Annotated in this window: 19 protein-coding genes; 8 read left to right on the top strand and 11 right to left on the bottom strand. The window is 72.2% G+C overall.

What is annotated here, in order from left to right:
• Positions 1-14 precede the first annotated feature (14 nt).
• A complete protein-coding gene (locus ACIO6U_RS05445) occupies positions 15-2,159 on the bottom strand; it encodes a biotin carboxylase N-terminal domain-containing protein (protein WP_401715865.1) in 2,145 nt (714 codons plus the stop codon).
• Between the two features lie 47 nt (positions 2,160-2,206).
• Positions 2,207-3,835, bottom strand: coding sequence for a carboxyl transferase domain-containing protein (locus ACIO6U_RS05440; RefSeq protein ID WP_355336998.1), 1,629 nt, complete (start codon positions 3,833-3,835; stop codon positions 2,207-2,209).
• An 84-nt stretch (positions 3,836-3,919) separates the two neighbouring features.
• Between ACIO6U_RS05440 and ACIO6U_RS05435 the strand changes: the two genes are divergently transcribed.
• From ACIO6U_RS05435 to ACIO6U_RS05425, 3 genes are all read left to right on the top strand, one after another.
• Positions 3,920-4,540 (top strand): TetR/AcrR family transcriptional regulator, encoded by a 621-nt coding sequence (locus ACIO6U_RS05435; RefSeq protein ID WP_355337000.1) that lies wholly within the window; start codon positions 3,920-3,922, stop codon positions 4,538-4,540.
• Positions 4,541-4,607: 67 nt separating this feature from the next.
• A complete protein-coding gene (locus ACIO6U_RS05430) occupies positions 4,608-5,765 on the top strand; it encodes an acyl-CoA dehydrogenase family protein (protein ID WP_355337002.1) in 1,158 nt (385 codons plus the stop codon).
• 50 nt (positions 5,766-5,815) lie between these two features.
• Positions 5,816-6,700 (top strand): acyl-CoA thioesterase domain-containing protein, encoded by an 885-nt coding sequence (locus ACIO6U_RS05425; RefSeq protein ID WP_391160509.1) that lies wholly within the window; start codon positions 5,816-5,818, stop codon positions 6,698-6,700.
• A gap of 111 nt (positions 6,701-6,811) precedes the next feature.
• Here the strand turns inward: ACIO6U_RS05425 and ACIO6U_RS05420 are convergent, their stop codons facing one another.
• The 3 genes from ACIO6U_RS05420 to ACIO6U_RS05410 form a co-directional block, all read right to left on the bottom strand.
• Entirely contained in the window at positions 6,812-8,113 is a 1,302-nt protein-coding gene (locus ACIO6U_RS05420) for a sensor histidine kinase (protein ID WP_401715660.1), read from the bottom strand.
• A gap of 2 nt (positions 8,114-8,115) precedes the next feature.
• Entirely contained in the window at positions 8,116-8,805 is a 690-nt protein-coding gene (locus ACIO6U_RS05415) for a response regulator (protein WP_401715658.1), read from the bottom strand.
• 90 nt (positions 8,806-8,895) lie between these two features.
• Positions 8,896-9,714 (bottom strand): phosphatase, encoded by an 819-nt coding sequence (locus ACIO6U_RS05410; RefSeq protein ID WP_355337010.1) that lies wholly within the window; start codon positions 9,712-9,714, stop codon positions 8,896-8,898.
• Between the two features lie 172 nt (positions 9,715-9,886).
• Here ACIO6U_RS05410 and speB point away from each other — a divergent pair, with 172 nt between their 5' ends.
• Positions 9,887-10,846 carry an agmatinase gene (speB, locus tag ACIO6U_RS05405; protein WP_401715656.1) on the top strand — a complete coding sequence of 320 codons (960 nt, stop codon included), beginning with the start codon at positions 9,887-9,889 and terminating at the stop codon, positions 10,844-10,846.
• Between the two features lie 196 nt (positions 10,847-11,042).
• On the top strand, positions 11,043-15,014 hold the full coding sequence (locus tag ACIO6U_RS05400) for an ABC transporter ATP-binding protein (protein ID WP_401715654.1): 3,972 nt from the start codon (positions 11,043-11,045) through the stop codon (positions 15,012-15,014).
• Positions 15,015-15,110: 96 nt separating this feature from the next.
• On the opposite strand, the gene ACIO6U_RS05395 is transcribed toward ACIO6U_RS05400, so the two are convergent.
• The 6 genes from ACIO6U_RS05395 to ACIO6U_RS05370 all read right to left on the bottom strand — a co-directional run bounded on the left by ACIO6U_RS05395 (position 15,111) and on the right by ACIO6U_RS05370 (position 20,555).
• A complete protein-coding gene (locus ACIO6U_RS05395) occupies positions 15,111-15,833 on the bottom strand; it encodes a hypothetical protein (RefSeq protein ID WP_401715652.1) in 723 nt (240 codons plus the stop codon).
• 7 nt (positions 15,834-15,840) lie between these two features.
• The gene (locus ACIO6U_RS05390; protein ID WP_355337016.1) at positions 15,841-16,764 is read right to left on the bottom strand and encodes a LysR family transcriptional regulator; all 924 of its coding nucleotides are present in this window, start codon (positions 16,762-16,764) and stop codon (positions 15,841-15,843) included.
• A gap of 5 nt (positions 16,765-16,769) precedes the next feature.
• On the bottom strand, positions 16,770-17,567 hold the full coding sequence (locus tag ACIO6U_RS05385; RefSeq protein ID WP_188280311.1) for a sugar phosphate isomerase/epimerase: 798 nt from the start codon (positions 17,565-17,567) through the stop codon (positions 16,770-16,772).
• Positions 17,568-17,652: 85 nt separating this feature from the next.
• Positions 17,653-18,363, bottom strand: a complete 711-nt coding sequence (locus ACIO6U_RS05380) for a VWA domain-containing protein (protein WP_401715649.1) — start codon at positions 18,361-18,363, stop codon at positions 17,653-17,655.
• Positions 18,364-18,417: 54 nt separating this feature from the next.
• Positions 18,418-19,383 (bottom strand): GNAT family N-acetyltransferase, encoded by a 966-nt coding sequence (locus tag ACIO6U_RS05375; protein ID WP_401304758.1) that lies wholly within the window; start codon positions 19,381-19,383, stop codon positions 18,418-18,420.
• An 86-nt stretch (positions 19,384-19,469) separates the two neighbouring features.
• A complete protein-coding gene (locus ACIO6U_RS05370; RefSeq protein WP_391160492.1) occupies positions 19,470-20,555 on the bottom strand; it encodes a substrate-binding domain-containing protein in 1,086 nt (361 codons plus the stop codon).
• 269 nt (positions 20,556-20,824) lie between these two features.
• On the opposite strand from ACIO6U_RS05370, the gene ACIO6U_RS05365 reads away from it, so the two are divergent.
• From ACIO6U_RS05365 to ACIO6U_RS05355, 3 genes are all read left to right on the top strand, one after another.
• Complete coding sequence (locus tag ACIO6U_RS05365; RefSeq protein WP_401715647.1) at positions 20,825-21,976, top strand: Gfo/Idh/MocA family protein; 1,152 nt, start codon at positions 20,825-20,827, stop codon at positions 21,974-21,976.
• Positions 21,973-23,127 carry a dihydrodipicolinate synthase family protein gene (locus tag ACIO6U_RS05360; protein WP_401715645.1) on the top strand — a complete coding sequence of 385 codons (1,155 nt, stop codon included), beginning with the start codon at positions 21,973-21,975 and terminating at the stop codon, positions 23,125-23,127. The genes ACIO6U_RS05365 and ACIO6U_RS05360 overlap by 4 nt, the downstream gene beginning before the upstream one ends.
• 65 nt (positions 23,128-23,192) lie before the next feature.
• Positions 23,193-24,026: a sugar phosphate isomerase/epimerase family protein gene (locus tag ACIO6U_RS05355; RefSeq protein WP_401715862.1), complete on the top strand. Its 834-nt coding sequence runs from the start codon at positions 23,193-23,195 to the stop codon at positions 24,024-24,026.
• Positions 24,027-24,165: the final 139 nt, after the last annotated feature.

Below are 24,165 nucleotides of genomic sequence, written 5' to 3'. Positions count from 1 at the left end.
CCGGTCGGCGGTGCTCATGACGCCTCCCCGGCAGTCGGCGCGGTGGTCTGACCGGCAGCGGGTGCGGTGGTCCGCGCGGCGTCGGATGCGGTGGTCCGCGCGGCGGTCGGTCCGGCGGTCGGTCCGGCGGGCGGCTCGGGCGCTGTTCCGGCGGCTGCCGCGGGTGTTGCCGCCTCGGCCGGGTCCTGCGCGGCCGACGGGGTGACCACCGCCAGCACCTGGTCCATCGCCACGGTGCTGCCCGCGGTGACGTCGATCTCGGACACCGTCCCGTCGTGCGGGGCGGTGATCACGTGCTCCATCTTCATGGCCTCCACCACCAGCAGGCTCTGGCCCGCCACGACCTCGTCCCCCTTGCCGACCTTCACCACCGTGACCGTGCCGGGCATCGGCGCGGTCAGCGCGCCGCCCCCGCCCCCGCCCGCGGCGCCGCGCAGGGCCGCGGCCACCGGGTCGTACGCCCGTACCCACCAGCCGTCGCCGTCCCGGCCCAGCCACTCGCCCGCGTGCCGGAAAGCGGTCACCGTGCCCTCGCGGTGGAGCAGCGCGCGCGGTCCGTCCAGCGTCAACCGGGCCGCCGTGGCCGGTCCTTCGCCGATCCGCACCAGGCCGTCACGGACCCGTACCGTCACCGGCTCCCGGCCGGGAACCCGCAGGTGGTGCACCGTCCAGGCCGCCTCGCCGCCCAGCCGCCAGCCGCTCGGCACCGAGAACGGGTCGGTCCAGCCGCCCGCGTCCGGGGCCGGGGCCAGCGCGGCCTGCCGCAGCAGCGCCGCCGCCGCGTACACCTCGTCCGGCACGCCGGGCGGCAGCAGTTCGGCGGCGTCCCGGTCGATCAGCCCGGTGTCCAGCTCGCCCGCGACCACCGCCGGGTGGGCCAGCAGCCTGCGCAGGAAACCGGTGTTGGTGTCCAGGCCCAGCACGACGGTGTCCGCCAGCGCGGCCCGCAGCCGTCGCAGCGCCGTGGCCCGGTCGGGGCCGTAGGCGATCACCTTGGCCAGCATCGGGTCGTAGGCCGTGCCCACCTCCGTGCCGACCGCGAGACCCGAATCGACGCGCACTCCGGGGCCGGTCGGTTCGGCCAGCGCCACGACGGTGCCCGCGGACGGCAGGAAGTCCACCCGGCCGTCGCCCGCTCTGGCGGTCTCCGCGCAGATCCGCGCCTCCATGGCGTGGCCGGTCATGGCGATGGCCCGCTGTCCGAAGCCCAGCCGCTCGCCGCACGCCACCCGGAGCTGCCATTCGACCAGGTCGAGCCCGGTGACCAGCTCCGTCACCGGGTGCTCCACCTGGAGGCGGGTGTTCATCTCCATGAAGAAGTACGCGCCGGGGTCGGCGCCGGGGACGATGAACTCCACCGTGCCCGCGCCCGTGTAGCCGCAGGAGCGGGCGGCCTGCACCGCGGCCTCGCCCATCGCCTGCCGGGTCGCCTCGTCGAGCAGGACCGAGGGGGCCTCCTCGATCACCTTCTGGTGCCGTCGTTGCAGCGAGCACTCGCGCTCGCCGAGGTGCACCACCGAGCCGTGGCCGTCGGCCAGGACCTGGATCTCGATGTGCCGCGGGCGGTCGATCCACCGCTCCACCAGCAGCGTGTCGTCGCCGAAGGAGCCGCGCGCCTCGCGCCGGGCCGCCGCGATCTCCTCGGCCAGCAGGGCCTCGTCGCGCACCAGCCGCATGCCCTTGCCGCCGCCGCCCGCCGAGGGCTTGAGCAGCACCGGCAGGCCGATCTCCCGTGCCGCGTCGGCCAGTTGGTCGTCGGTGAGCCCGCTGCCCGTGCTGCCGGGCACGACCGGGACGCCCGCGGCCCGGACCGTCTCCTTGGCGCGGATCTTGTCGCCCATCAGCTCGATGGCCTCGGCGGGCGGTCCGATGAAGACCAGGCCCGCCTCGGCGCAGGCGCGGGCGAAGGCCGCGTTCTCCGCCAGGAAGCCGTAGCCGGGGTGGACCGCCTGGGCACCCGCCTCCACGGCCGCCCGTACCTGCTCGGCGGCCGACAGATAGTTCTCGATCCGTACCGCGGTGTCCGCCTCGCGTACGTGCCGGGCGTCGGCGTCGGCGTCGGTGAAGACGGCGGCCGAGCGGACGCCCAGCTCCCGCAGGGTCCGCAGCACGCGGACGGCGATCTCGCCGCGGTTGGCGACCAGGACGGTGTCGAACATGGGGCTCGCGCTCCCGGCGGTTGCGGTGTTCATGGTCGGCACGCCCCTCACATCCGGAAGACGCCGTAGCCGGGCGCGCCCGGATCGGCGGTCGGAAGGGGGGCGTTGGCGCAGGCGGTGAGGGCCAGGCCGAGGACGGTACGGGTCTCCAGCGGGTCGATCACACCGTCGTCCCAGAGCCTGGCGGTGGCGTAGTAGGCGTTGCCCTGCGTCTCGTACTGCTCGCGGACCGGGGCCTTGAACGCCTCCTCCGCCTCCTCGCTCCACTTCTCGCCCGCGGCGGCGAGCTGGTCGCGCTTGACGGTGGCCAGCACGGACGCGGCCTGCTCGCCGCCCATCACCGAGATCTTGGCGTTGGGCCACATCCACAGGAAGCGCGGGCTGTAGGCCCGGCCGCACATCGAGTAGTTGCCCGCGCCGTAGGAGCCGCCGATCACCACGGTCAGCTTGGGCACGCGCGCGCAGGCGACCGCCGTGACCATCTTCGCGCCGTGCTTGGCGATGCCGCCCGCCTCGTACTGGCGGCCGACCATGAAGCCGGAGATGTTCTGGAGGAACAGCAGCGGGATGCCGCGCTGGTCGCACAGCTCGATGAAGTGCGCGCCCTTGAGGGCGGATTCGGCGAACAGGATGCCGTTGTTGGCCACGATGCCGACCGGATGGCCCTGGATGTGGGCGAAGCCGGTGACCAGCGTGGTGCCGTACTCCGCCTTGAACTCGGCGAAGCGGCTGCCGTCCACCAGCCGCGCGATGACCTCGCGGACGTCGTACGGGGTGCGGGAGTCGACCGGTACCGCACCGGTCAGCCCGGCCGGGTCCACGGCGGGCGGCTCCGCGGGCCGTACCGTCCACGGCGGGGCGCCGCGCGCGGGCAGGGTGGCGACGATGTCGCGGACGATGTCCAGCGCGTGGGCGTCGTCCTCGGCGAGGTGGTCGGTGACGCCGGAGACCCGGGAGTGCACCTCGCCGCCGCCCAGTTCCTCCGCGGTGACGACCTCGCCGGTGGCCGCCTTCACCAGCGGCGGGCCGCCGAGGAAGATCGTGCCCTGATTCCGTACGATCACCGCCTCGTCGCTCATCGCCGGGACGTAGGCGCCGCCCGCGGTGCACGAGCCCATGACGGCGGCGATCTGCGGGATGCCGCGCGCGGACATGGTGGCCTGGTTGTAGAAGATCCGGCCGAAGTGGTCGCGGTCGGGGAAGACCTCGTCCTGCCGGGGGAGGAAGGCGCCGCCGGAGTCGACCAGGTAGACGCACGGCAGCCGGTTGTCCAGGGCGATCTCCTGGGCGCGCAGATGCTTCTTGACCGTCATCGGGTAATAGGTGCCGCCCTTGACCGTGGCGTCATTGGCGACGACCACGACCTCACGCCCCGCGACCCGGCCGATCCCGGCGATCACCCCGGCGGCCGGTGCCTGCCCGTCGTACATCCCGTCCGCGGCCAGCGGCGCCAGCTCCAGGAAGGGCGAGCCGGGGTCGAGCAGCCCGTCCACCCGGTCTCTGGGCAGCAGCTTTCCGCGCGCGGTGTGGCGGGCGCGGGCTCTCTCGCCGCCGCCGAGCCGCGCGGCGGCCAGCTTGTCGCGCAGGTCCGCGGTCAATGCGGCATGAGCCTGCGCATTGGCCTGATACGCCTCTGACGCCGGATCTGCGGCGCTGGACAGGGCGGGTGCTGCCATGGTTCGGCCCCCCGGATGTTAGCGAGCGTTAACGTGATGACTCCACGTTAACGCTCGCTAACTCGGTTGTCTAGACTCGATCTCATGAACCCGACGAAGACGGCGGAGAACCGTCGCGAGCAGATTCTCCGAGAGGCCGCCCGGCTCTTCGCCGAGCGCGGCTTCCACGGGGTCGGTGTCGACGAGATAGGCGCCGCGGTCGGCATCAGCGGCCCGGGTCTCTACCGGCATTTCGCGGGCAAGGACGCCATGCTCGCCGAGCTGCTGGTGGGCATCAGCGGCCGGCTGCTGACCGCGGGCAAGATGCGGGTCGCCGAGGCGACCGGGCCCGTCGAGGCGCTCGACGCGCTGGTCCGCGGCCATATCGACTTCGCGATCGACGACCGGCCGCTGATCACGCTGCACGACCGCGAGCTGGACCGGCTGCGCGACTCCGACCGCAAGCTGGTCCGCCAGCTCCAGCGGCAGTACGTCGAGGAGTGGGTCGCGGTCGTGCGGCTGGTCCATCCGGGCGCCACCGAGCTGGAGGTGCGCGCGGCCGTGCACGCCGTCTTCGGTCTGCTCAACTCCACTCCGCACCTCGGCGAGCGCGGCGGACTGCCCGGCAGGACCGCGATGGCGGCCCTGCTGCACCGGCTCGCCCTCGGGGCGCTGGACGCGCTGGACGGTCTGGACAGCACGGCCGACTGGCGGGTAACTTACTGAGCGCTTGCTTAATGCTCGATTGTCGACCGCCCCGGCAGCGGACCCGGTCGCGGATGGGAGGCGCGCTGTGCGTCGTACGGTGTTCAACGAGGACCACGAAGCGTTCCGCGAGACGATACGTGCCTTCATCGAGGCCGAGGTCGTCCCCGTCCACGACGAGTGGCTGGCGGCGGGCCTGGTCCCGCGCGACTTCTACTACAAGCTCGGCGAGCTGGGCGTCTTCGGCATCGAGGTGCCCGAGGAGTTCGGCGGCGCGGGCGAGCACAGCTTCAAATTCCAGGCCGTCATCAGCGAGGAGTGCGCCCGCGCGGGCGTCAGCTTCGGCGGCAGCGGGGTCCACGTCGGCCTCTGCCTGCCCTACGTGATGGCCTACGCCACCGACGAGCAGAAGAAGCGCTGGCTGCCCGGCTTCGTCAGCGGCGAGACGATGTTCGCCATCGCCATGACAGAACCCGGCACCGGCTCCGACCTGGCGGGCATGAAGACGACGGCCAAGCTCTCCGCCGACGGCACGCACTACGTGCTCAACGGCGCCAAGACCTTCATCACCGGCGGCGTCCACGCCGACCGCGTCATCGTCTGCGCCCGCACCGCCCCCGCCACGCCCGAGGACCGCCGCGCGGGCATCTCCCTGTTCGTCGTGGACACCAAGGCCGACGGATACGCGGTCGGCCGCAAGCTCGACAAGCTCGGCCTGCGCACCTCCGACACCGCGGAACTCTCCTTCTCCGACGTCAAGGTCCCGCTCGAGGACCTGCTCGGCGAGGAGGGCAAGGGCTTCTCCTACCTCGGACAGAATCTCCCGCAGGAGCGGCTGGGCATCGCCGTCGGCGCGTACGCCCAGGCCGCCGCCGCGATCCGCTTCGCCCAGGCGTACGTCCAGGACCGGACCGTCTTCGGCCAGACCGTCGCGTCCTTCCAGAACACCAAGTTCGAACTCGCCGCCTGCAAGGCCGAGGTGGACGCCGCGCAGGCCGTCGTCGACCGCGCCCTCGAAGCGCACGACAAGAAGGAGCTGTCGGCCGCGGACGCCGCCTCCGCCAAGCTCTTCTGCACCGAGGTCGCCGCCCGCGTCATCGACCGCTGCCTCCAGCTCCACGGCGGCTACGGCTACATGAACGAGTACCCGATCGCCCGCCTGTACGCCGACAACCGCGTCAACCGGATCTACGGCGGCACGAGCGAGGTCATGAAGTCCATCATCGCCAAGTCGATGGGCCTGTGACCGTAGACCCATCCGTGAGAAGCGGCGGACGCGTGAATGCCGAAGGACCCGTGAACGACTCCCGGGATCCGCTCCAGTCCCTGCTCGATCTGCTCGACCTGGAGCGGATCGAGCGGGACATCTTCCGCGGTGTCAGCCGGTCGGCCGTGGTGCCCCGGGTCTTCGGCGGCCAGGTCGCCGCACAGGCCCTGGTCGCCGCGGGCCGCACGGCGCCCGAGGACCGCGGCGCGCACTCGCTGCACGCCTATTTCCTGCGGCCCGGCGACCCCGGCGCGCCGATCGTCTACCAGGTCGACCGGATCCGCGACGGCCGCTCCTTCACCACCCGGCGAGTCGTCGCGATCCAGCACGGCCAGCCGATCTTCCACCTCTCGGCGTCCTTCCAGGTCCACGAGGAGGGTCTGGAACACCAGGAGCCGATGCCGTACGCGCCCGACCCGGAGACGCTGCCGACGGCCGAGGAGATGCTGCCCGTACACGCCGCGCGGTTCCCCGACCCCACGGTGGTCGACCGGATACTCGAGACCCGCGCGGCCGTCGACCTGCGTTACGTCGAGGACCCGCCGTTCCTCACCGCGGGTGTCATCCGCGAACCGCGCTCCCAGGTCTGGTTCCGCGCCCGCGGCAAACTGGCCGACGACCCGCTGCTCCACGTCTGTCTCGCCACCTATGTGTCGGACATGACGCTGCTCGACTCGGTTCTGCTCGCCCACGGCCGCGGCGGCTGGACCGTCGGCGACGTGGTCGGCGCGAGCCTGGACCACGCCATGTGGTTCCACCGGCCCTTCCGGGCCGACGAATGGCTGCTCTACGACCAGCAGAGCCCGTCCGCCTCCGGCGGTCGCGGCCTCGGCACCGCCCGGATCTACACCCGCGACGGGCAGCTCGCCGTCTCGGTGATCCAGGAGGGCCTGGTGCGGGTGCCGCGCGACTGACGCTCACCCTTTCGGGTGAGCGCGGATTTCCGCTCCCGGATACGAGACACGCGCGGCGTTGCGGCTCGGCGGTTTCGGAGCCGCGCGCGGGCTCCGATCGCGCGGCTCCGCCTACGCCGCCTCGACCGCCGGTCCGACCGGCAGCGTCGCCCGTACGAGAAAGCCCCCGGTCGCCGCGGGCGACGCGATGAATTCGCCGCCGAGCTGCACCGCTCGCTCGCGCAGCCCGGCGAGACCGTGGCCGCCCGAGGGCAGGGCCGGTCCCGGCGCCGCCGACGCGGGTCCGTTGCGCACCTCCACCACCAGCACGTCGCCGCTGTGCCGCACCAGGACGCGGGTTTCCGCGCCTGGCGCGTGCTTGCGGATGTTGGTGAGCGCTTCCTGCACGATGCGGTACGCGGCGTGCTGGACGTCCGAGGGCAGGCGGGCGGCGTCGGCCGGGGCCATGGTGCCGGGCAGTTCGCCGTGCGTGCCGGGTCCCGCGGCGGCGACCAGCGCGGGGATGCCCGCGAGGCCGGGGCCCGCGTCCAGCGGCTGCCCCGACGTCACCGGCAGCCGCAGCAGCCCCACCATCCGGCGCAGCTCGTCCAGCGCGTCCCGGCTCAGCTCGCGCACCGCCCCGGCCGCCGCCCGCGCCTGCGGTCCCCGCGCGGTCGCCTCCAGGGCGCCGGACTGCACGGCGATCAGGCTGATGTGGTGCGCCACGGTGTCGTGCATCTCGCGGGCGAGCCGGGCCCGCTCCCGTACCACCGCCTGTTCCGCGGCCAGCTCTCGCTCCCGTTCCCTGCTGGCCGCCAGCTCCTCCAGCCGCCCGGCCAGCTCGCGCCGCGAGGCGGCGAACAGGCCCAGCGCGGTCGGCGCCAGGGCCAGCAGCGAGGACAGCATCACCGCGAGGATCGTGTCCGACAGCCCCCAGGGCGCCGGGGCGCGGAACGGCCACGGCACGCAGGAGACCGTCGCCGCGAGCAGCGCGCAGCCACCGATCAGCAGGGCGCGGCGAGATATCACGCGCTCACCCGAACGGGTGAGCGTGGCCGATGAGGTAGCGGCCGTGGTCCCCGGCGGTACGAGAGCCGCCCGAGCAGAGGAACCGGCGGGCGGCGTACCGGAAGGCGTGCTCTTCGAGGGCCGGGCCGGAGAAAACGGCCACCCTTGTGCGCGGTGACGGTCGGGGCCGCCCGCGGCGATCTCGTAGAGCGCGCCCATCGGCGAGAACCAGATGTAGCCGAGCGAGAGGGCGGGCAGGGTCGCGGCGAAGGCGATCAGCGGGAAGCGGTGCCGGAACAGCAGCGCCAGCGTGCCCAGGGCCGCGAAGGCGAACGAGACCGGGCCGCCGAAGGAGCGCGTCGCCCACACCTCGGTCGCGGAGAGGGCGAACAGCGCGGCGTCCGGCAGGGCGACACGTGGCTTCACGATCACTTCGACACCCGTACCAGCCCGGCCTGGTGCGCGACGACGGCGGCGGCCACCCGGTTGGGCGCGGCGAGCTTCCGCAGCACCGCGCGCACATGGTCCTTGACGGTGCCGACCGAGATCCCCAGCTCCGCGGCTATCCGGCCGTTCGGCAGCCCGGCCGCCAGCAGCCGCAGCACCTCGGTCTCGCGGTCGGTCAGCGGCGCCAGGGCCGCGGCGTGGGCGGACGCCTCGGGCGTACCGGGCCCCTTCGCGCCGTCGGAGCCGGGCGGACCGCCCAGGAAGCCGTCGACGACCGCGCGGCCCACGGTGGGGGTGAAGACGGTGCCGCCGCGCGCCATGACGCGTACCGCGTCGATCAGGGTGCCGACCGCGGTGTCCTTGAGCAGGAAACCGGTGGCGCCCGCCGCCATCGCCGCGCGCAGATGGGCGCTGGTGTCGAAGGCGGTCAGCATGGCGACGGCGGGCGGCGAGGGCAGTGCCCGCAGGGCGCGCAGGACGGTCAGTCCGTCGTCGGGCGGCGGCATCACCGCGTCCAGCAGGACGAGGCCGGGACGCGTCGCGGTCACCGTCCCGACGGCGTCGTGCCCGTCGCAGTCCGCGACCACCCGGATGTCGCCGGAGGATTCGAGGATGCTTCGCAGGGCGGCCCTGACCAGTGCTTCGTCATCGACGATCACGACCTGGACCACTGCGCCTGCCTTCCTCGCCCCCTCTTGACCCTGATGTTCCTTTTGTTCCTTCATTGATGGTAGCGAGCGTAGCGACGGACCGGGACCGCGTCAGTTCCGCGCGGCCTGACCTGCGGCGGTCAGATCGGCGGTCGCCAGCAGATACGCGGTCAGCGGCGCGTAGTGCTGCGGCGGCACATTGTCGTCCAGCGGGACGGTCACCAGCAGGCTGCCCTCCGCCTCGCCGACGAAAAGGGCCGGGTCGTTGCAGTCCGCGAAGCCGACCGTGTCGATGCCGCGCTCGCCCGCGTACCCCGCCCAGCCGTGGTCGGCGATCACCAGATCGGGCAGCGGCTCGCCGTCGCGCTCCAGCGCGTCCAGGATCTCCCGCATCGGGTCGGGCGAGTGGGTGTGCACCAGACCGCCCGCCCGGTGGACCATGGAAACGGACGCCAGGTGCCGGATCTCACCGCCGTCCGCGTACAGGCGCTCCGACGGGGTGATCAGCGTGCAGCCCGCCTCGCGCAGCGCGGCGGCCAACTCCCAGTGGACGGCGAACAGACCCGCCGGGTGACCGGTCGCCACCAGCACCCTGGAGCCGTTTTCCGCCGCCTTGTGCAGCACATCGGCCATCCGGTCGAGCGCGTCGATCGTCAGCTCGGGATCGATGGTGTCCTGCCCGTGCCGGTGCCCGGGATCGGCGACGACACCGCACCGCTCGGCCATCAGCTCCAGCACCGCCGCCTGGTCGTCCCAGCGGTCACCCAGCTCCAGGCCGAACCAGTAGTAGCGATTTCCCTCGGCCAGCGCCCGGAAGTGGTCGAGGTTGTTCTCGCGGCTGGTCGCCACGTCGCCGGCTATCCGGGTGCTGGTCAGATGGGCGACGAGGGCCTGGCGGGTGGGTGCTGCGGCAGCTGGATCCATGGGCATGCGCACATTGTCCCGCTCCGCCGCTCGGACGTGCGTCCGGCCGGGGATCGACGCCGAGGCGTAATCGGAACCCCCGATTGGAGGAAACGTACATTCCGGTGGCTTCCGGCGGCCACGTAGGGTCGGCCTCGCCCCTCAGGCGGGCGATCCCCAACGAAAGAGGCAGCCACCCATGAGCAGCGCAGAGCCGCGCGGCCCCGTCGATTCCTCGCGTATCCCGCGCTACGCGGGACCGGCCACCTTCGCGCGCCTGCCGCGCCTGGACGAGGTCGGCGCCGCCGACGTCGCGGTCGTCGGCGTGCCCTTCGACGCCGGCGTCTCCTACCGGCCCGGCGCGAGGTTCGGCGGCAACGCGATCCGCGAGGCGTCACGGCTGCTGCGCCCGTACAACCCGGCGCAGGACGCGTCGCCCTTCGCGCTCGCCCAGGTCGCGGACGCGGGCGACATCGCCGCCAACCCGTTCGACATCAACGAGGCCGTGGAGACCGTCCAGGCCGCGGCGGACGACCTGCTGGACACCGGTGCCCGGCTGATGACCCTCGGCGGCGACCACACCATCGCGCTGCCCCTGCTGCGCGCCGTCGCGCGCAAGCACGGCCCGGTGGCGCTGCTGCACTTCGACGCGCACCTGGACACCTGGGACACCTACTTCGGCGCCGAGTACACCCACGGCACGCCCTTCCGGCGCGCGGTCGAGGAGGGCATTCTCGACACGTCGGCGCTGTCGCACGTCGGCACGCGCGGCCCGCTGTACGGCAGGAAGGACCTGGACGACGACGAGAAGATGGGCTTCGGGATCGTGACGTCCGCCGACGTCATGCGGCGCGGTGTCGACGAGGTCGCGCAGCAGCTCAGGGAGCGTGTCGGGAACCGTCCGCTGTACATCTCGGTCGACATCGACGTGCTCGACCCGGCGCACGCGCCCGGCACCGGCACCCCGGAGGCCGGCGGCCTCACCTCCCGCGAGCTGCTGGAGATCCTGCGGGGCCTGGCCGACTGCCACCTGGTATCCGCCGATGTCGTCGAGGTCGCCCCGGCCTACGACCACGCCGAGATCACCTCGGTCGCGGCCTCGCACACCGCCTACGAGCTGACGACGATCATGTCCCGGCAGGTCGCCGCGGCCCGCTGACGGCCCCTCCAGGGCCGCCCCGCGGGCCTGTTCGCGGCCCCTCGGCGGCCTGGCCGGTGTCGCCCCGGGGACTACGACCAAGGTCGCACCGCCCCGCGACCTTGGTCTCCCATTTGTTGCGGGAGGATGAAACGCGCACGCCGGAGCGTTGCAGCCTCCGGCGGCAACGGGTGGACGGACGGGCTGGAGGACGCGGGTGGCAAGGTCGTTGACCAGGGCGAGGACGACGAAGGAAGGTCCTGTCCCCGGTGAGGGGGCGGCGGCGCGGACGCTGAAGGAGCGGGGCTGGCTGTGGCGGCTGACCACGTACTGCTGGCGCTACCGCCGCAATGTGCTGCTCGCGATGGGCGCGTCACTCGGCGGCATGGCGGTGACCGCGCTGGTCCCGCTGGTGCCGAAGCTGATCATCGATGACGTGATCGTCAAGCACGACAAGCCGCTCGCGCCCTGGGCGTTCACCTTGATCGCGGCGGCCGTCGTCGTCTATGTGCTCACCTATGTGCGGCGCTACTACGGCGGACGGCTCGCCCTGGACGTCCAGTACGACCTGCGCAATGAGATGTTCCGCTCGATCATGCGCCTGGACGGCCGCCGCCAGGACGAGTTGAGCACCGGCCAGGTCGTCGGCCGCGCCACCAGCGACCTTCAGCTCATCCAGGGTCTGCTCTTCATGCTGCCGATGATGATCGGCAATCTGCTGCTGTTCGTGCTCTCGCTCGTGGTGATGCTCACGCTGTCGCCGCTGCTCACCCTGGTCGCGCTCGCGGTCGCCCCTGCCCTGTGGTTTATCGCCGACCGGTCGCGTAAGCGGCTGTTTCCCGCGACCTGGTACGCGCAAGGTCAGGCGGCGGCCGTCGCGGGCATCGTCGACGGCTCGGTCACCGGTGTGCGCGTGGTGAAGGGCTTCGGCCAGGAGCAGCAGGAGATGGACAAGCTGGAGACGGTCAGCCGCAAGCTGTTCGCCGGCCGCCTCCGTACCATCCGCCTCACCGCCCGCTACAGCCCCGCGCTCCAGGCGGTGCCCTCCCTCGGCCAGATCGGCATGCTGGCGCTCGGCGGCTGGATGGCGACCCGCGGCCAGATCACCCTCGGCACCTTCGTGGCCTTCTCCACCTACCTGGCGCAGCTCACCGGCCCGGTCCGGATGCTGACGATGATGCTCACCGTCGGCCAGCAGGCGCGGGCCGGGGTCGAGCGGGTCTACGAACTGATCGACACCGAGCCCACGCTGACCGACGGCACCAGGACGCTGCCCGCGGACGCCCCCGCCACCGTCGACTTCGACCACGTCACCTTCGGCTACACCGAGGACCGGCCCGTCCTCGACGGCTTCGACCTGCGCGTCGAGCCCGGCGAGACCGTCGCCGTCGTCGGCTCCTCGGGCTCCGGCAAGTCCACGGTCTCGCTACTGCTGCCGCGGCTGTACGACGTGACCGGCGGCGCCGTACGCGTCGGCGGCGTGGACGTACGGGAGCTGACCTTCGAATCGCTGCGGTCCGCGATCGGCATGGTCCCCGAGGACAGCTTCCTGTTCTCCGACAGCGTGCGGGCGAACATCCTCTACGGCCACCCGGACGCCACCGAGGAGGAGATGCTCGCCGCCACCCGCGCCGCGCAGGCGGACGGCTTCATCTCCGACCTGCCCGACGGCTACGACACGGTCGTCGGCGAGCAGGGCCTGACCCTGTCCGGCGGCCAGCGCCAGCGCGTCGCCCTGGCCCGCGCGATCCTCACCGACCCCCGGCTGCTGCTGCTCGACGACGCCACCTCGGCGGTCGACGCCCGGGTGGAGGCGGAGATCTTCGACGCGCTGCGCGAGGTGATGCGCGGCCGTACGACGCTGCTGATCGCCCACCGCCGCTCCACGCTGGCGCTCGCCGACCGGATCGCCGTACTGGACGCGGGACGCCTGGCGGACGTCGGCACGCACGAGGAGTTGCAGGAGCGCTGCCCGCTCTACCGCGCGCTGCTCACCGACCCGGACGCGCTCGGCGCCGACGTGGTCGACCTCGACCCGGCGGGGCGGATCGAGTGGGAGGCGGCGCAGACGGACATGGCCGCGGCGCAGGCCGAACTGGCGGGTGCGCGGACCGAGGGCTGTACGGACGGCCTCGACGGCTTCGAGTGCCCGCTCGACGAGGACGACCTGGCGCGGGGCGACGGCGCTTGTCCCGAGGCTGTGACTCCGGGGGCGGTGACTCCGGAGCTGTGGCCTGCCGACCGGCGCGCCGCGGCCGAGGACGACGACCGGCGGAGCGCCGGCGCGGGCGCCTCCGGGCCGCCGCGCGGCGCCCCCACCCAGGGCGGCATGGCGGGCGCGCTGGCGGGCATGCCCGCCACTCCCGACCTGCTCGCCAAGGTCGCCGCGCTGCCGCCCGCCCTGGACACCCCGGAGGTCGACGAGGACCGGGCGCGGACCGCCGAGGAGAAGTTCGGCCTCGGCAGCCTGCTGCGCGGCTTCCGCACCCCGCTGCTGCTCAGCCTGGCGCTGGTGGCCGTGGACGCCATCGCGGGACTGCTGCTGCCGGTGCTGATCCGGCACGGCATCGACGCGGGCGTCCGGCAGGCGGCGCTCGGCGCGGTCTGGGTGGCGTCGCTGCTCGGCCTGGTCCTGGTGATCGCGCAGTGGGCGGCGGAGTGGGGCTCGACCCGGCTGACCGGCCGCACCGGCGAACGCGTCCTCTACACCCTGCGCGTGAAGATCTTCGCGCACCTGCACCGGCTCGGCCTCGACTACTACGAGCGCGAGCTGACCGGCCGCATCATGACGCGGATGACCACGGACGTGGACGCGCTGTCGACGTTCCTCCAGACCGGGCTGGTCACGGCGCTGGTCAGCGTCCTCACCTTCCTCGGCATCCTGGTGGCGCTGCTCGCCATCGACGTCCAGCTCGCCCTGATGGTCTTCGCCACGCTGCCGATCCTGATCGTCGCCACCTGGATCTTCCGCCGTAAGTCGGTGAAGGCGTACGAGCTGGCGCGCGAGCGGATCGCCGTCGTCAACGCCGACCTCCAAGAGCACGTCGCGGGTCTGCGGATCGTGCAGGCGTTCCGGGGGGAGCGGCGCGGGGCGGAACGATTCGCCGAACGCGGTGACGACTACCGGACGGCGCGGGTGCGCGGCCAGTTCCTGATCTCCGTCTACTTCCCCTTCGTTCAGCTGCTGTCCAGCGTGGCGGCGGCGCTCGTCCTGATCGTGGGCGCGCACCGGATCAGCGCGGGGACGCTCACGGCGGGCGCGCTGGTGGCGTATCTGCTCTACATCGACCTGTTCTTCTCGCCCGTGCAGCAGCTCTCGCAGGTCTTCGACGGCTACCAGCAGGCGTCGGTGTCGCTCGGCCGGATCCGTGAGCTGCTGCACGAGCCGACCGCCACCCCGGCCGCCGCCCGGCCGCGTGAGGTCGGAAGGCTGCGCGGCGAGATCGCCTTCCGCGACCTGCACTTCAGGTACGGCGGCGAGGGGGCCGAGGGCGCGGAGGCGCTCAGCGGCGTGAATCTGCGCATCCCCGCCGGACAGACCGTCGCCTTCGTCGGCGAGACCGGCGCGGGCAAGTCCACCCTGGTCAAGATGGTCGCGCGGTTCTACGACCCGACCGACGGCGCGGTGCTGGTCGACGGCACCGACATCCGTGAACTCGACCTCACCGCCTACCGGCAGCGCCTCGGCGTCGTCCCCCAGGAGCCGTACCTCTTCGCGGGCACGGTGCGCGACGCCATCGCGTACGGACGGATGGGCGCGACCGACGCCGAGGTCGAGGCGGCGGCGCGGGCCGTCGGCGCGCACGCGATGATCGCGACGCTGGAGGACGGCTATCTCCACCAGGTCGCCGAGCGGGGCCGCAATCTGTCGGCCGGACAGCGGCAGTTGATCGCCCTGGCCCGCGCCGAACTGGTCGACCCCGCCGTCCTGCTTCTCGACGAGGCGACCGCGGCCCTCGACCTGGCCACCGAAGCCCTCGTCAACCAGGCCGCCGACCGGCTCGCCACCCGGCGTACGACGCTGGTCGTCGCGCACCGGCTGAGCACGGCGGCCCGCGCGGACCGGGTCGTCGTCCTCGACCACGGGCGGGTCATCGAGGACGGCACCCACGCGGCGCTGCTGGCCCGCGACGGCCGCTACGCCGAGCTGTGGCGCACCTTCACGGGCGAGGTACGCGCGGTGGCGTGACGGGAGGATCCGTCGCCCGTGCGACGAACCGGCGGGTCCCGCCTTCCTGGCCTGCCGCCCTTCTGCCCTTCTGGGCTCCTGGCGTCCCGCCTTCGGTCAGCCGAAGGCGGGTCGCGCCGGGATCCGGTCCTTCGGCACCTCGAACACCACCGTCACGCGGAAGTCCGTCAGGCACTCCGCCGTCGGCGTCGGCTGCTCGACGCGCAGCTTCAGCGAGTTGCCCGCCACGCCGAGCGTCGCCGACGTGGCCGCGCTGCACCCGGTCGACTCGGTCCAGCCGACCAGCACGTACCGCCCGAAGTCCGTCGCCGCCCCGCCCGCCGAGATCTCCGCCGCCGTCTTCCCGTCGTTGTGCGCCGCGGTGGTGGCGAAACGGTCCAACTCGTCCCGGTCGCGCAGCACCTCGTGCGTCCCCGCGACGGCCCGCACCGACGACGAGAAGTACACGACGCGACTGGCGATCGACCCCGTCCCCGACGTCGTCCCGCCCGTGGTGGGGCCACCGGTCGTCGGCGTCGCGGTCGTCGGCTCGGTGGTCGTCGGCGGCGCGGTGGTCGTGTCGCCGCTCGGCGTCACGGGCCCGGTTGTGCTGGACGGCGCGCCGTCCGCCGCGTCCGAGGTGCCGCTCCCGCAGGCGACGGCACCCAAGGTCAGCGAAACGGCCAGTGCCACGGCCCAGGCCGCTCCGCGCTGATTCACCTTCACGGTCAGCATGCCGGTGTGACGGTCCCCGACCCCGCCCGGTTCCGCGATGGCCTCAGGGGCATGGTCACCGCCCGGCTGCGGGCGCGGCGGACGGTGCGGAAATCGTGGGCGCATGCCCCGATCATCCGTCCTCGGCGGCCGATCCGGGCCCAGCCGCCCAATGCGACCTCAACGTGTCGACCGCCGCGACGATCGAGGGCCTGCGCGCGGCCCCCGTCCGCCACAGCGCGTACAGCCGCCGCACCGGAGCGGGCTCCAGCGGTACGACCGCGACGCCCTCGGGCACCGGTCCCCGCCCCAGCCTCGGCACCAACGCGATACCGAGCCCTGCCCCCACGAGCGCCAACTGCGTCCCGTACTCGCCGACCTGGAAGGCCATGTCCGGCTCCGTCCCGGCCTCCCGCAACGTCCGCACCAGCCAGTCGTGGCACACCGACCCCGGCGGCTGGCAGATCCACCGCTCGTGCGCCACATCCGCCCGCGTCAGCGACGCCCGCTCGGCCAACCGGTGCCCGGCAGGGACCAGTACGTCGCACCGGTCGTCCCCGATGACCGCCCGCTCCAAGCCAGGCGGCGCGGGCAGCGGCGCGATGTCCCAGTCGTGCGCCACGGCCAGGTCCACCGCCCCGCGCGCCACCAGGTCCACCGACAGATGCGCGTCCACCTCCAGCAGCCGGAGCTCCAACGCGGGGTGCGCCGCGGTCAGTTCCGCCAGCACTCCGGGCAGCAGCCCGCAGGCCGCCGTCGGGAACGCCGCCAGCGTCAGTCGTCCCGTGGGCCGTCCGCGCTGCTCCTCCAGCGTGACCTCGGCCGCCTCCACGATCGACATCAGCCGCTGCGCGGTCTCCACCAGCAGATGCGCCGCGTCCGTGAGCGCCACCCCGCGCCCGTGCCGCTCCAGCAGCACGGACCTGGTCTCCCGCTCCAGCTTGGAGATCTGCTGCGAGACCGCCGACGGCGTGTAGCCGAGCGCTTCGGCCGCCGCGCCCACCGACCCGTGGACGTGCACCGCGTGCAGCGCCCTCAGCCGCGCTAGATCGAGCATGCCGTTCAGGCCGAGTCGGCCAGCAACCGGGACAGGTGCTCGCGCGCCGGGCCGAGCAGCCCCGCCAACTCCGGCACCTGCGGATACCAGCGCTTCTCGTACTCCCAGCACAGCCAGCCGTCCCAGTCCGCCCGGCTCAGCACCTCGACGGTCTCCGCCAGCGGCAGCACCCCGGCCCCCAGCGCCAGCGGCGTGGTGTCCGCCGCCGAGGCGATGTCCTTGACCTGGACATAGCCCAGGTACGGGGCCAGTGCCGGATAGGTCGTGGACGGCTGCTCTCCCGCCAGCCAGGTGTGCATCACGTCCCAGATCGTGCCGACCCCCTGGTGTCCGACCAGGCCCAGGATCCGCGCGACATCGGCGCCGCCGCGGTGCGAGTCATGGGTCTCCAGCAGCACCCGCACCCCGAGGTCGGCGGCGACCGGCGCCACCGCTGCGAGTCGGCGCGCGGCGACCGCGTCCGCCTCCTGCGACTCGGTGTCGCCTCCGCCGGGGAACACCCGCACGTAGGAGGCCCCCAGATCGGCCGCGAGGGTCATCGCCGCGCCGATCTCGTCGAGCACCGGCTGGTCGTCCCCGGGCGCGGCCACCTTGGCGTAGGCGGCCACGGTGAGGATCTCGACCCCGGCCTTGCCGAACTGCTCCACCACGTCGGCGCGTTCACCGGCTGAGAGACCGGGGTGGACCGGTTCCTCGTCGCTGGCGCGCAATTCGACGCCGTGGAAGCCGTTTTCCGTCGCGAGCCGCACCACCTGCTCGATGGGCAGGGCCGGGACGCCGAGAGTGGAGAAGGCGAGTTTCATTCGCCGGACACTAGGCACCGCTTCCTGCCGGGTCAACCGCGTTCGGCCCCGCCCGACCCGTGTTCAGCCCCTGCTCGGCACCTGTTCAGCCACGAACGATGCCCTGCGCGCGGGCCGCCGCCAGCCAGTCGGGGAACTCCGCCATGAGCTGGTCGTACAGCACCGCGTCGGATATCGATCGCGGGTCCTTGCCCGCGGGGAAGAACCCCGCGTTGTCCACCACCCGTTTGGCGGGTACCGGCAGTTCGTCCAGCCGCCGCAGGAAGCGGAATTCGTCGTCCCCGAATCCCACGAACTGCCAGAAGATCGGCAGCTTCGCCGCCTTGCACAGCACCTCGATGGTCGCGCCCTTGTTGATCGGCCCGCCGTCGGTCTGGAACACCACGAACGCGGGCGCCGTCGACCCCGACCGCTGATAGTGCTCGATGACCGCTTCCATGGCAGCCGCGTAATTGGTGCGACCCATATGGCCGTATGCCTCATTGAGCTTGTTGATCCGGCCGCCGTACCGCGTCAGCGACACCTCGTCCACACCGTCGACCTCGGTGGAGAAGAACACGACGGGGACGATGCCATCGTCGTCGAAATGCGCGGCCAGGCCGAGTGTCTGCTCGGCGAGATACTGGACGGTGCCGTCGTTGTAGAACTCCCGCATGCTGCCCGAGCGGTCGAGCACCAGATAGACCGCGGCGCTTTCGCCCGACAGCCGGTGCTTGTCCAGGCTGACGGCCGCCTGCTTGTAGAGGCTGACCAGACCGGGCGCGGTCTGCTCCACCTTCTGCATCGAAATCGCCATGGAATCCCCCTATACCGTGTCTGCGATGTCGTGTCGGCCCCGCGGCGCTGTCCCCTACAGCGCCAAGTGCCAGTCCTGCCCCATGAGTTCGCGGCCGAAGCTGTGATGCCGCTGCTCCGCGACGAGTTCGAATCCCGCGCGCTGATAGATCGTTCGGGCGCCGGCCAGTATGTCATTGGTCCACAGGACCAGATCGGTGTAGCCGGCGGAGCGGGCGAAGGCGATGCATTCGTCCACCAACAACTTGCCTATGCCGTGTCCCCGGGCGGCCGGATCGACCAGCAGCAGCCGTAGCCGCGCGGTGCCCGGCTCCTTGTCGCGTACACAGAAGACGCAGCCCGCCCGCTGTCCGTCGAGTTCGGCGATCCACACCGCGTCGCGCTCCGGATCGCGATGGGCGGCGAAGTCCGCGACGATCTGGGCGACCAGCGCCTCGTACTCCTCGTTCCACCCGAACTCCGTCGCGTAGACCTCCGCGTTGCGCTCGATGGACCACCCCAGATCGCCGGGGCGCGCGCCGCGCAGCACGACCCGCGACGCGGACGGCTCGCCGCCGGTGGCCGGGGCACGGCCGTCGCCACCGCTGTCGCCGCTGACGGTGTTGTCGCGCAGTATTTCCCGAACCGTCCGCATCGCCTCGGACAGCCGCGGTCGGTCCTGCGGACGTATGCGGTCCACCAGCGAGCCGACGGCTTCCTCCGACCGCTCCTCCAGCAGCGACGCGGCCTGCCTCCCGTGCGTGGTCAGCTCTATCCGCTGCCGCCTGGCGTCCTGTTCTGACGGGCCGCGGGTGACCAGTTGCCGTTCTTCGAATTTGGCCAGCATCCGGCTGAGATGGCCCGCGTCCAGCGACAACTCCACCCGCAGGTCGGCCGCGTCGGTCCGCGGGGCGTGCGCCAGCTCGTACAGCACGCGCGCCTCGGTGAGGGTGAACGGTGTGTGCAGGTGGCGGCTGTAGTCGAGCGCGCCGATCAGGTTGGTGTAGAAGCGGTTGAATTCGCGGATCTCCCGGACGGCCATGATCAATCCCCCATTTCCTTTGCCTGAGTCAAAGGTAGGCGGACGCGGGGCCGGGCGGAAGACCCCTCCGAAACCTGTGGATAACTTCAGTCGGACCGGCCCGACGGCGGCGCGGTCGACCCGCGGACCATGAGTTCCGTACGGATCGTGGCGACCCCGCCCGGCGGCGGGGACAGCCGCCCCATCACCAACCGCCCGGCTCGCGCGCCCGCCTCCTGCAAGGGAATGCGGACCGTCGTCAGGGCCGGGGAGACATCGGCGCTGAACGGCAGATCGTCGAATCCGGCGACCGACACGTCACCGGGAATGCTCAGCCCCTGGTCCCGCAGCGCCGCGCACACGCCGAGCGCGACCGTGTCGTTCGCGGCCACGATCGCGGTCAGACCCGCGTCCCGCCGCAGCAGTTCGAGCGCGGCGTCGTAACCCGACGCCCGGTCGTACGTCCCGTGCACCGTCAGCCGCTCCGCGTACGCCTCCGGATCCGAGGTGATCCGGGTACCGCTCGCGGCCAGGGCCGCACGGTGGCCCTCCAGCCGGTGCCGGGAGGTGCTGCGCTCGACCGGCCCCGTCACGTAACCGATTCGGCGGTGGCCCAGGGACAGCAGGTGCTCGGTCAGCCGCCGCGCGCCGCCGCGATTGTCGAAGGCGACGGTGGCCGCGACGAGCCCGCTGTCCGGCAGGGTCAGCGGGGGACGGCCGCACAGCACGACATTGGCGCCGGACGCGGCGAGCCGGGTGAGCCGCGCGGTGACCGCCGCCGTGTGCTCCGCGCTCTCCACGGCGCCCCCGGTGAGGACCACGCCCGCCGCGCGCTGGCGTTCGAGCAGCGTGAGATAGGTGAGTTCGGCCTCGGGAGATCCACCGGTGTTGCACACGACGGCGAGCTTGCCGCCGCCCGGCGCCGCGCCCGCGCTGATCTCGGCCTGGACGGCGCTCGCGATGAGCCCGAAGAAGGGGTCGGCGACATCGTTGACGAGGACGCCGACCAGGTCGGAGGTGGCGGCGGCGAGGGCCCGCGCCTGGCCGTTGACGACATAGTCCAGTTCGGCGACGGCGCGCCTGACCCGCTCCCGAGTGCTTCCCGCGACCGGGTAGTTGCCGTTCAGAACACGGGACACGGTCGCCGACGACACTCCGGCGCGCGCCGCCACATCGGCCAGAGTCACTGCCATCTCGGTCCGGTCCTTCTGCAGGGGGCGGTGGGCGCGAGGGGCGCCGTGAGGTGCGCGTTCCCGCTCGCAGGGGCACATGGTCTCACTTCGTGGACGCGAGGGGGAGCGGTGGCGCATGTGAGAGAAAGCGCTTCCATTCACCACCAGGAGACTCTTGTCGAACGCAGGCAGTGGCGGCTAGCGTGAACGAGCAGAAAGCGCTTGCTATCGCCGTGCTGGTGACCGTGGGCGCGTTCCCTGCACCCGGCAGCGACGAGAGGACTTGTCACGTGACACGCAGGACAGTGCGGATCGCCATGAACGGCGTCACCGGGCGGATGGGATACCGGCAGCACCTGGTCCGCTCCATCCTGAGCCTGCGTGAGCAGGGCGGACTCGACCTCGGCGACGGCACCACGCTGTGGCCCGAGCCGATCCTGCTGGGCCGGCGCGAGCACGCGCTGCGGGCCATGGCCGAGCGGCACGGCATCGAGCACTGGTCGACCGACCTCGACGCCGTCCTCGCCGACCCCTCCGTCGACATCTACTTCGACTCGCAGGTGACCGCGGCACGCGAGACCGCGCTGAAGGCGGCCATCGCCGCGGGCAAGCACATCTACTGCGAGAAGCCCACCGCCACCTCACTCGACGGAGCGCTGGAACTCGCCCGGCTCGCCACATCCGCGGGCGTCAAGCACGGCGTCGTGCAGGACAAGCTCTTCCTGCCGGGCCTGCTGAAGCTCAAGCGGCTCATCGACGGCGGCTTCTTCGGCCGGATCCTGTCCATCCGCGGCGAATTCGGCTACTGGGTCTTCGAAGGCGACTGGCAGAGCGCCCAACGCCCCTCCTGGAACTACCGCTCGGAGGACGGCGGCGGCATCGTGGCCGACATGTTCCCGCACTGGGAGTACCTGCTGCACGAGCTGTTCGGCCGGGTCCGTACCGTCCAGGCGCTGGCCACCACCCACATCCCGCAGCGCTGGGACGAGAAGGACAAGCCGTACGACGCCACCGCGGACGACGCCGCCTACGGTGTCTTCGAACTCGAGGGCGGCGCCGTCGCACAGATCAACTCCTCCTGGGCGGTGCGCGTCAACCGCGACGAATTGGTGGAGTTCCAGGTCGACGGCACGCACGGCTCCGCGGTCGCCGGACTGCGCAACTGCCGCGTGCAGCACCGTTCCGCCACGCCGAAGCCGGTGTGGAATCCGGACCTGCCCGCCACCGAGTCCTTCAGGGACCAGTGGCAGGAGGTCCCGGACAACAGCGACTTCGACAACGGATTCAAGGTCCAGTGGGAGCTGTTCCTGCGGCACGTCGCGCTCGACGAGCCCTGGCAGTGGGACCTGCTGGCCGGTGCCCGGGGCGTCCAGCTCGCCGAACTCGGCCTGGCCTCCTCCGCGCAGGGTCGCCGCTTCGAGGTTCCGGAGCTGGCGCTGTGAGCATCCTGCTGCCGGACGCGTCCGGTGAAACGCGCACCTATGTGCCGCGTTCGGAAACCGTCACCTATAGCGCGGATCTTCCGCTGCGCAGCCGTGTCGTGTACTCCGCCGCCCATGTCGTGGCCGACCCGCTGCGGACGGCGGCGGACGAGCCCGCGGCCGTCGACTGGGACGCCACTCTCGCCTTCCGCCGCCATCTGTGGTCGCACGGGCTGGGCGTGGCCGAGGCCATGGACACCGCGCAGCGCGGCATGGGGCTCGACTGGGCGGGCGCGGCGGAGCTGATCCGCAGGTCGGCGGCCGAGGCGCGCGCCGTCGGCGGCCGGATCGCCTGCGGTGTCGGCACCGACCAGCTCACCGGTCCCGCCGCCACACTGGGCGAGGTCGCCGCCGCCTACGAGGAGCAGTTGGCGCTCGTCGAGGCGACCGGTTCGCAGGCCGTCCTCATGGCGTCCCGCGCCCTCGCCGCGGTCGCGAAGGGCCCTGAGGACTATCTGGAGGTGTACGGGCGGCTGCTGCGTCAGGCCGGCGACCCGGTGATCCTGCACTGGCTCGGCCCGATGTTCGACCCGGCGCTCGCCGGGTACTGGGGCAGCGACGATCTGGACGCGGCGACCGACACCTTCCTCGACGTCATCAAGGCCCACCCGGACAAGATCGACGGCGTGAAGATCTCGCTGCTCGACGCGCGACGCGAGGTCGAACTGCGCCGCCGCCTGCCGCAGGGCGTGCGCTGCTACACCGGCGACGACTTCAACTACCCCGAGCTGATCGAGGGCGACGAACAGGGCTTCAGCCACGCGCTGCTCGGCATCTTCGACCCGCTCGCGCCCCTGGCGTCGGCTGCCGTCAGCGCCCTCGACACCGGGGACGCCGCCGGTTTCCGCCGCGTTCTCGACCCCACCGTCGAGTTGTCCCGGCACCTGTTCCAGACACCGACACGCTTCTACAAGACCGGTGTCGTCCTGCTCGCCTGGCTGGCCGGGCACCAGTCGCACTTCAGCATGGTCGGCGGTCTCCAGTCGGCCCGTTCCCTGCCGCATCTCGCCCGCGCCTACGAACTGGCCGACCGGATCGGCCTGTTCCCCGACCCCGGACTCGCCGAGGCTCGGATGCGCGGCCTGCTCGCCGTATACGGAGTGGACGCATGACCGTACCGACGTCGCCCGACCCCGAGTCCTCCGCATCCGCCTCTCACGACGACGTGCACAGCGACGTGACCGGTGACCTCTCGCGGTTGAGCATCAACCAGGAGACCGTCAAGCAGTGGTCGCTGCCCGAGCTGGCCAAGGGGTGCGTGGCGGCCGGGATCGGCTCGGTGGGGCTGTGGCGGGCGCCGGTGCGGGAGTACGGCGTCGAGCGTGCAGCGGACCTGATGCGGGACAGCGGGCTCACCGTGACATCGCTGTGCCGCGGCGGATTCTTCACCGCGACCGACCCGGCGGAGCGGGCGACCGCGCTGGACGACAACCGCGCGGCGATCGACGAGGCGGCGACGCTGGGAACGGCCACCTTGGTGCTGGTTTCCGGCGGCCTGCCCGCGGGCGACCGCGACATCGCCGCCGCCAGGGAGCGGGTCGCCGACGCGATCGGCGAGCTGGCGCCCTACGCGGCGGAGCGCGGGGTACGGCTCGCGATCGAGCCTCTGCACCCGATGTACGCCTCCGACCGGTGTGTGGTCTCCACGCTCGGCCAGGCGCTGGACATCGCCGAGCGCTTCCCCGCGGACCAGGTGGGTGTCGTGGTCGACACCTATCACCTGTGGTGGGACGACATGGTGCCTACGCAGATCGTCCGGGCCGGAGCGGGAGGCAGGATCGCCTCCTTCCAGGTCGCCGACTGGGTGACGCCGCTGCCGGAGGGGGTGCTGCTGGGGCGGGGACAGCTCGGCGACGGATGCGTCGACCTGCGGGGACTGCGTGAGCAGGTGGACGCGACGGGCTTTCGCGGGCCGGTCGAGGTGGAGATCTTCAACCCCGCGCTGTGGGCCAGGGACGGCGCTGAACTGGTCGCCGAGATCGCCGATCGGTACCTCCGGCACGTTCTCTGAAAAAAACTTGAGAGATTACGCATCCGTCGTACAACCCTTCCGGGGGGTCGGTGGTCTTACTGGGCATCAAGGCTCCTGGGAGGGGTTTCACGGAGCCGAGAGGGAAATGCGCCCGAGGGGGGCTTCGGGGGTAGCAGGG

The sequence above is a fragment of the Streptomyces sp. NPDC087422 genome, from assembly GCF_044744145.1.
Taxonomy (GTDB): domain Bacteria; phylum Actinomycetota; class Actinomycetes; order Streptomycetales; family Streptomycetaceae; genus Actinacidiphila.
This window is presented reverse-complemented; position numbering and strand designations above follow the sequence as displayed.